The 8,613-nt window shown below is 69.8% G+C and carries 3 protein-coding genes; 2 read left to right on the plus strand and 1 reads right to left on the minus strand.

Going from position 1 to position 8,613, the window contains the following annotated elements:
- Nucleotides 1-63: 63 nt before the first annotated feature.
- On the minus strand, nucleotides 64-1,086 hold the full coding sequence (locus tag ACIA47_RS18510) for a polysaccharide deacetylase family protein (RefSeq protein WP_396709337.1): 1,023 nt from the start codon (nucleotides 1,084-1,086) through the stop codon (nucleotides 64-66).
- Nucleotides 1,087-1,518: 432 nt separating this feature from the next.
- Between ACIA47_RS18510 and ACIA47_RS18515 the strand changes: the two genes are divergently transcribed.
- Entirely contained in the window at nucleotides 1,519-2,598 is a 1,080-nt protein-coding gene (locus ACIA47_RS18515) for a glycoside hydrolase family 19 protein (RefSeq protein ID WP_396709339.1), read from the plus strand.
- Nucleotides 2,599-2,872: 274 nt separating this feature from the next.
- A complete protein-coding gene (locus ACIA47_RS18520; RefSeq protein WP_396709341.1) occupies nucleotides 2,873-8,488 on the plus strand; it encodes a GH92 family glycosyl hydrolase in 5,616 nt (1,871 codons plus the stop codon).
- The last annotated feature ends 125 nt before the right edge of the window (nucleotides 8,489-8,613 follow it).

Genomic DNA, 8,613 nt, shown 5'->3' on the forward strand with positions numbered 1-8,613 from the left:
TCGCCAGGTGCGCGGTGGGTGCCGGGCGCACCCACCGCGCACGACTCAACCTGGGCGATGTCATCAACCCGAGGTGCAGGATCGGATCTGTGGGCGGGCGCTGCTGTTGCCGTTGGTCATCGTGGTGAAGCCGAAGGTGTTGCCGCTGCCGTTGGACCGCATGGTCATGACTGTGCCGCTGCTGTCCCAGGTGGCGGTGCCGTTCCAGATGGTGGTGACCCGCTGCGGCGAGGTGATGGCCACGACCACCGTCCACGTGCTGGCGCCGCTGACCGTCACCGACGTGTTGTACCTGTCGCCCCAGACGTTGGGGGTCGTGGCGGTGGCGGTGCAGCTGCCGCCGGCGGGCGGCGGGGTGGTGGTGGGTGGCGGGGTCGTGCCGTCGGGCGCGACCGCGCGGCCGGTGGACGGCGAGATCATGCCGGGGCACAGGTTGCGGCTGGTCAGGTTGGCCACGATCTGGGGGATGGCGTCACGGGTGTTCTGGATCCCGTCGTGCATCAGGATGACCTGACCGGCTTGGAGTCGGCTCGCGTTGGCCACGATCTGGCTGACACTGGCGCCGTTCCAGTCCTGGGAGTCCACGTCCCAGATCACCTGGCGCATGCCCAGTGACGACGCGACGGACTGCAACGTGGAGTTGGTCTCGCCGTACGGCGGCCGGAACAGCACCGGTCGACTGCCGGTGGCCGACTGGATCGCCGAGCTGGTCTGGGAGAGGTCCGACTGCATCTGAGCCTGGCTCATCGAGGTCATGTGGGCGTGGTTCCAGCTGTGGTTGGCCACCCACATGCCGGCTGCCACCTGTGCCTGCGCGGCTGACCGGTTGTTCTGGACGTTCTGCCCGACGTTGAACATGGTGGCGCGTACGCCGTTGGCGCGCAGCACGTTGAGCAGCGCGCTGGTGCTGCCGGTCGGACCGTCGTCGAAGGTGAGGCCGACATAGCCGTTGCAGGTGGCGGCGCTCGACGGTGTCGAGGTGGCCGCGAGGACGACGCCGCACATGGCGACGGCGGTGGCCAGGACGGCGAGCGCCGCGCGCAGCCGCCTCGACCACAGGGCCGTGCGGGGGAAGAGCCTGCTCATCTGGTGCCCCTTCGCGCAGGCCCGGACGCGCCCAGGGGCGGGCAGCACAGTCCGGACAGGTGTGGATAAGTGGGTAGGTGCAGCGGAAACCGCAACGAAGCCGATCGCATTGACCTCAATGGATCGGAGTATTACAGCGAGAATTCCAACGCGTCAACAAGTTCCGGAACATCCCCGGAACAACGCAGGAAGCTGTTGGTGCAGGCATGCCTCGGTCGCGGCGGCGCCCCGTCGCCGCCTCGATCACATCAATCGATGGATCTACCCGTTGCCTGATCCGGAAAGTCGCCGGAACTATCGATCGTCGATCTCCGGACCCACCGTCGCGCCCGCCACCTAATAGTAAAGATTGTGAACAGAGGATGTTACAGTCGCCTCTGTCGATATCAGTCTCGGGTTTCGGCCCGTGAGGTCCCTGAAAGGAGTGATCACATGACGAGACTGCGCGCGCTGGTCGCGCTCGCGGCACTGATCGTCGCCGGTGGACTGGTTGCGGTCATCCCGGCCACCGCCGCCTCGGCGGCGGCCTGCTCGGCATCGTGGCAGGCCTCGGCCGTCTACTGGGGAGATGCCCAGGTCTCCCACGACGGCCGCAACTACCGGGCGAAGTGGTGGACCCAGAACGAGGCACCGCCGGGCACGACCGGTGTCTGGGAGGACCTCGGCGCGTGCGGTGGGGGCACCACGCCGCCCACCGGGGGGACCTGTAGCTACCCGAACTGGACCGCCGGGACCTGGTACGCCGCCGGGGCGATCGTGCGGTACACCAACGGTTCCTACTACATCGCCGAGCACGACAATCCGGGGTACGACCCCGTCGTGAGCACCTGGTACTGGGAGCCCTACACCTGTGGCGGTCAGCCACCGACCACCCCGCCGCCCACCAACCCGGGCGGCTTCGTGGTCACCGAGGCCCAGTTCAACCAGATGTTCCCGGGTCGCAACTCCTTCTACACGTACTCGGGGCTCGTCGCGGCGCTCAGCGCCTACCCGGCGTTCGCGCGCACCGGCAGTGCCACCGTCCAGCGCCAGGAGGCCGCGGCCTTCCTGGCGAACGTCTACCACGAGACCGGCGGGCTCGTGCACATCGTCGAGCAGAACACCGCCAACTACCCGCACTACTGTGACCCCGGCCAGCCGTACGGCTGCCCCGCGGGGCAGGCCGCCTACTACGGGCGGGGGCCGATCCAGCTCAGTTGGAACTTCAACTACAACGCCGCGGGCAACGCCCTCAACCTGCCGTTGCTGACCAACCCGTGGCTGGTGCAGACCGACGCCGCGGTGGCCTGGAAGACCGGTATCTGGTACTGGATGACCCAGAACGGGCCGGGCACCATGACCGCCCACAATGCGATGGTCAACGGCGCCGGGTTCGGTCAGACGATCCGCAGCATCAACGGCTCGATCGAGTGCAACGGCGGAAACCCCGCCCAGGTGCAGAGCCGCGTCACCAGGTACCAGCAGTTCGTCGGCATCCTCGGGGTGTCCGCCGGAGCCAACCTCTACTGCTGATCCGTGGCCGGGCCTCGGCGTACGTCGCCGGACGGCGTCGAGGCCCGGCGCATCGGCGGCCGGGGCCCGGTGAGGGCGGGGCCGTTTCGGCGCGAACAACCCGTTGACACGGCCGTGCTGCGCCCGGAACTATCAGCGGCAGTCCACCGCCCCGATCCTCGTTGCTCACGAACTCCGATGACAACGATGTCAGGGCCCCGACCCACCACCCGCTCCACACTGCCCAGACGTTCGACGTACTCGACCCGGTTCGAGTCGAAAGGCTCCGTCCCTCATGTCGCACACCCCCCTTGCGCGCCCTCTCTCACCCCGCCTGATCGCGGCGACGACAGCCGCCCTGCTACCGCTGGGCCTGCTCGTCGCCGCGCCCCTGGCGAACGCCTCCCCCACCCCCGCCCCGCCGGGCAACTTCACCTCCTCGTTCGAGTCCGCCGACCCGCAGCCCGCCACCAGCACCGTGGAGATCGGTCCGAACGGAAAGCCGGTCCAGGCCAACCTGAGCGGCAAGGTCTCCACGCTGCCCGGCAGCCTGCTCGGCCAGGTCAGCGCCGTGACCGCGAGCGACGAGAACCAGCCGCGAGAGATTGCCGCGAACCTCACTGACGACGATCCGTCGACCAAGTGGCTCGTGTTCGCGTCCAGCGGCTGGGTGACCTACCAGCTCGCCAAGCCGGCGACCGTGGTGCGCTACTCGCTGACCGCGGCCAACGACGCACCGACCCGTGACCCCAGGGACTTCGTCGTCCAGGGGTCGAACGACGGCAGCACCTGGACCGACCTGGACAAGCGCGCCGGCGAGAAGTTCAGCGGGCGCTTCGCCACCAAGACGTACAGCTTCGCCAACCCGAACGCCTACGGCTTCTACCGGCTCAACGTCACAGCGAACTCCGGTGACTCCCTCGTGCAGCTCGCCGACTGGAACATCAGCGACGGCTCGGACACCCGCCCGCCGGCGACCCCCATGGTCAGCGAGGCGACCGCCGGCCCGAACGGCGGCTACACCACGAAGCCGGACGTCGGGTTCACCGGGCTGGCCGCGCTGCGCTATTCCGGCGGCGCCGAGGGCAACGGCCGGTCGTACGCGACAAACAAGCTCTTCGACGTCACCATCCCGGTCGGGCCGAAGACCCGACTGTCGTACAAGATCTTCCCCGAGTTCACCGGGGGAGACGGCCGGTACCCGTCCACCTACGCCGCCGTCGACCTGCACTTCACCGACGGCAGTTACCTGAGTGGTCGCTCGCCCGCCGACCAGCACGGCTACCCGCTCACGGGCGCCGGTCAGGGCGCCTCGAAGGTGCTCTTCGCCGACCAGTGGAACCTGGTGCAGGCCGACCTGGGCGCCGTCGCGCGCGGCAAGACGATCGACCGCATCCTGCTCGCCTACGACAATCCGCAGGCCACCGGGGAGACCCGGTTCCAGGGTTGGCTCGACGACATCAAGCTGACGGCCACGCCGGCGTCGATCGACGGCTCGGAGCTGACCAACTACGTCGACACCCGACGGGGCACCAACTCGACGGGCGGCTTCTCGCGCGGCAACAACCTGCCGATCACCGCCGTGCCGAACGGGTTCAACTTCTTCACCCCGGTGACCGACGCGACCTCCGACTCGTGGGAGTACGAGTACCACCGGATCAACAACGAGGCCAACCTGCCCATGCTCCAGGGCCTCGCGATCTCCCACGAGCCGAGCCCCTGGATGGGTGACCGCAACCAGATGTCCGTCATGCCGGTCGTCGGCGGCGGACCGCTCACCGGTCAGCCCGCCGGCCGTGCGCTCGCCTTCAGCCACGACGACGAGGCGGCGCAGCCGGACCTCTACCGGGTCACGCTCCAGAACGGCCTGGTCGCGGAGATGTCGCCCACCGACCACGCCGGGATCATGCGGTTCACCTTCCCCACCGGGCAGGCGACGGGAAGCCTGGTCTTCCACAACGGCACGTTCACCATCGGCGCGGACGGCACGTTCACCGGTTGGGTCGACAACGGAAGTGGCCTGTCGGCCGGTCGGAGTCGGATGTTCGTCGCCGGCGCCTTCGACCGGGCGCCGACGGCGTCCGCCGCGACCTCGGCCACCTTCGACATCTCCGGCTCGCGGGAGGTGACGATGCGTCTCGCCACGTCGTTCCTCTCCGTCGACCAGGCGCGCCGCAACCTCGATCTGGAGGTCACCGGCAAGAGCTTCGACCAGATCCACGCCGCCGCGACGGCCGCGTGGAAGGACCGGCTCGGCCGGATCGAGGTGCGGGGCGCCAACGAGTCGCAGTTGGTCACCATGTACTCGAACCTGTACCGGCTGAACCTCTACCCGAACTCGCAGTCGGAGAACACCGGCACCGCCGCCGCGCCGCGCTGGCAGTACGCAAGCCCGGTCTCCGCGCCGACCGGCGCGTCGACCCCGACCCGGACCGGCGCGAAGATCGTCGACGGGCAGATCTACGTCAACAACGGCTTCTGGGACACCTACCGCACCGTGTGGCCCGCCTACGCGCTGCTGTACCCGGACGTCGCCGCGAAGATCTCCGACGGGTTCGTCCAGCACTACCGCGACGGCGGCTGGATCGCCCGCTGGTCGTCCCCCGGCTACGCCGACCTGATGACCGGCACCAGCGCGAACGTGGCGCTGGCCCAGGCGTACCTCACCGGGGTCAAGCTGCCCGACCCGCTCGCGGCGTACGACGCGGCCGTCAAGGACGCGACCGTCGCGTCCGGGCGCAGCGCGGTCGGGCGCAAGGGCATCGAGAGCTCCCTGTTCCTCGGCTACACGCCGACGTCCACGGGGGAGTCGGTGTCCTGGGCGCTGGAGGGCTACATCAACGACTTCGGCATCGGCAACATGGGTGCGGCGCTCGCCAAGGACCCGGCCACGCCCAAGTCGGAGCGCGCCCGGCTCACTGAGGAGTCCCGGTACTTCCTGGAGCGGGCCCGCAACTACGTCTACCTCTTCGACCCGAAGACCAAGCTCTTCCAGGGCCGCGACGCCGCCGGCAACTTCCTTGCCGGCGACCCGCTGGACTGGGGTGGCGTCTACACCGAGACCAACGGGTGGAACTTCGCGTTCACCGCCCAGCAGGACGGCCAGGGCCTGACCAACCTGTACGGCGGGCAGAAGGCGCTGCGGGACAAGCTCGACGCGTTCTTCACCACCCCGGAGAACGCCGACCGCCCCGGCGGGTACGGCGGCGTCATCCACGAGATGCTCGAGGCGCGTGCGGTGCGGATGGGGCAGCTCGGCATGAGCAACCAGCCGTCGCACCACATCCCGTACATGTACAACGTCGTCGGCGCACCGGCCAGGACCCAGGAGACGGTACGGGAGATCCTGCGCCGTCTCTACGTCGGCAGCGAGATCGGCCAGGGCTACCTGGGCGACGAGGACAACGGCGAGATGTCGTCGTGGTACATCCTCAGCTCGCTGGGCATCTACCCGTTGCAGGCCGGGTCGTCCGAGTGGGCGATCGGCTCCCCGCAGTTCACCAGGATGACCGTGCACCGCAGCAGCGGCGACATCGTCGTCAACGCGCCGAACAACAGCACGGCGAACATCTACGTGCAGGGCGTGACGGTCAACGGCAAGAAGCAGCGCGGCCTGTCAGTGGATGTCGCGACGCTCGCCAAGGGCGGCACCATCGACTTCCAGATGGGCTCCAAGCCGTCGTCCTGGGGGACCGGCAAGAACGACGCGCCGCCGTCGCTGACCACTGGTGACGAGACGCCGAAGCCGTTGCAGGACGTCACCGGCCCCGGTCTCGGCACCGCGACCACGACCGGCGGTCAGGACGCGTCGAAGCTGTTCGACGACTCGTCGACCACGCAGCTGACCTTCACCTCGGCGACCCCGCAGATCACCTGGGCCTTCCGGGGTGGCAAGCAGAAGCCGAAGTACTACACCGTCACGTCCGGGGCGGGTGCCGGCGATCCGGCGGACTGGCGCCTGCAGGGCTCCAACGACGGCCTCACCTGGACAACAGTGGACTCCCGCACCGGCCAGGTGTTCCCGTGGCGCAACCAGACCCGCCCGTACTCGATCGACAAGCCGGGACGGTTCGCCCAGTTCCGCCTCGCCGTCACGAAGACCGCCGGCGCTGCGCAGACCAACCTCGCCGAGGTCGAGCTGCTCGCCGGAGGTGACCTCGACCTCGGGGGCGGCGACATCACGGTCACCGCAGCGGACGGCGTACACGCGACCACCGGCGTACCCGTCTCGGTGCCGCTGGCCACCGTCACCGGCGGCGACGCCAGCGGCTACCAGGCCACCATCGACTGGGGTGACGGCACGCCGGTCACCGCGGGCACCGTGACCCTGAGCTCGCGAGCCGTCTACCGCATCGCCGGGTCGCACACCTACACCAGACCCGGCTACCACCAGGCGAACGTCACGGTGACCGACGGCGAAAGCCAGAGCTCCGCGACGGTCGGCGTCGAGGTGGCGTACGCCCCGTCCACCGGTCTCACGGCCGCCTTCGACAGCGTCTGTGTCGGCGACGAAGGGGTCCTTGCGGCGGACTGTGACGCCAAGTCGTGGGCATACTCGCGGGCCGCCCTGGCGGCCGGTGGTGTAACCCAGGGCCAGCCGCAGCAGGTTCCCGGAACGGCGCTGCGGTTCACAGTGCCGGTGATCCCGGCCGGGCAGCCGGACAACGCCACCGGCAACGGGGCGACAGTCGTCCTCGACCTTCCGCAGGACGCGAAGAGCATCTCGTTCATCGGCGCCGGGACGCAGGGCAACCAGAGCACCACCGGCACGGCGACGTTCAGCGACGGCAGCACGGCCAGCATTCCGATCCAGTTGAGCGACTGGACGCTGGGCGGCAACGCCAACGGCACCCCGTCCTACGGCAACGTCATCGTCGCCCGGACGACGTACCGGTTGCAGGGCACGAGCCGCGACGGCGCCCAGCCGTTCCTCTTCGCCACCGCGCCGTACCAGATTCCGGCGGGCAAGACGCTGGTGTCGGTGACCCTGCCGACGCAGACCGGTGACCCTCGCTCGGCGGGTCGGATCCATGTGTTCGCAGTGGCCAACGACGGCACGCCCGCCCCGGCGCTGACGACCGCCGCCCCGAAGAACCAGACGGCCACCGCCGGGCAGGCCCTCGCGGCGAACCTGGGCACGGTGACCGGCGGCGTTCCCGGTACGCCGGGCTACCGCGCCCGCGTCCAGTGGGGTGACGGCACGGTTCCGGACGACGTGACGATCGGCGCGTCCGGCGCGATGAGCGGCCAGCACACCTACGCACGGGAGGGCACCTACACGGTGCGCGTCACCGCGTGGGACACGCTGTCGAGCAGCACCGGGTCCTTCACCGTGACCGTGGCCCGGGGCGGATCGCAGCCGGCGATCGCGCTGTCCGCGTCCGGCACCGTCGCCACCGGTGGCGCGATCACCGTCAGCGGTAGCGGCTTTGCCGCCGGCGAGCAGGTGACAGTCAGCGTCGGCACCGACCCGGGCCGGACCATGAAGGTCGCGGCCTCCGCGACGGGAACGGTCCGCGCCTCGGTGCCGACCTCCGGTGACGCGCAACCCGGCCGGTACGCCGTCACCGCGACGGGCGCGTCCTCGCGTACGCCGGCCACGGCCACCGTCCAGGTGACCGGGGAGCCGCAGGCGCGGACCTACCAGCCGCGGGTGGCGCTGCTGACCACCTCGGGGCCGCGCGGTACGTCGATCATGATTGACGGTTCCGGGTTCGCTGCGAACGAGGCGGTCACGATCACGTTCGGGGCCGGCCTCACGGTCAGCACCGTGCGCGCGAACGCCGACGGCGTCATCTCCGGCGCGACGGTCAGCGTTCCGGGTGCGGCGAAGGCGGGCGCGACAAGCGTCACGCTGAACGGCGCCACGTCGGCGACGAAGGTGTCCCGACCGTTCACCGTCACCGGCTAGCACCGAGCCGGGGACAGCGCAGCAGCGTGGGGCGGGGCGGGGTGAACGGCCCCCCCCCCCCGCCACGCCCCCATACAAATTTATATGGGGGGGCGCCCCGGGGGGCCCCCGGAGCGGCGGGGGCC

This window comes from Micromonospora sp. NPDC051227 (genome assembly GCF_044455385.1).
Taxonomy (GTDB): Bacteria; Actinomycetota; Actinomycetes; order Mycobacteriales; family Micromonosporaceae; genus Micromonospora.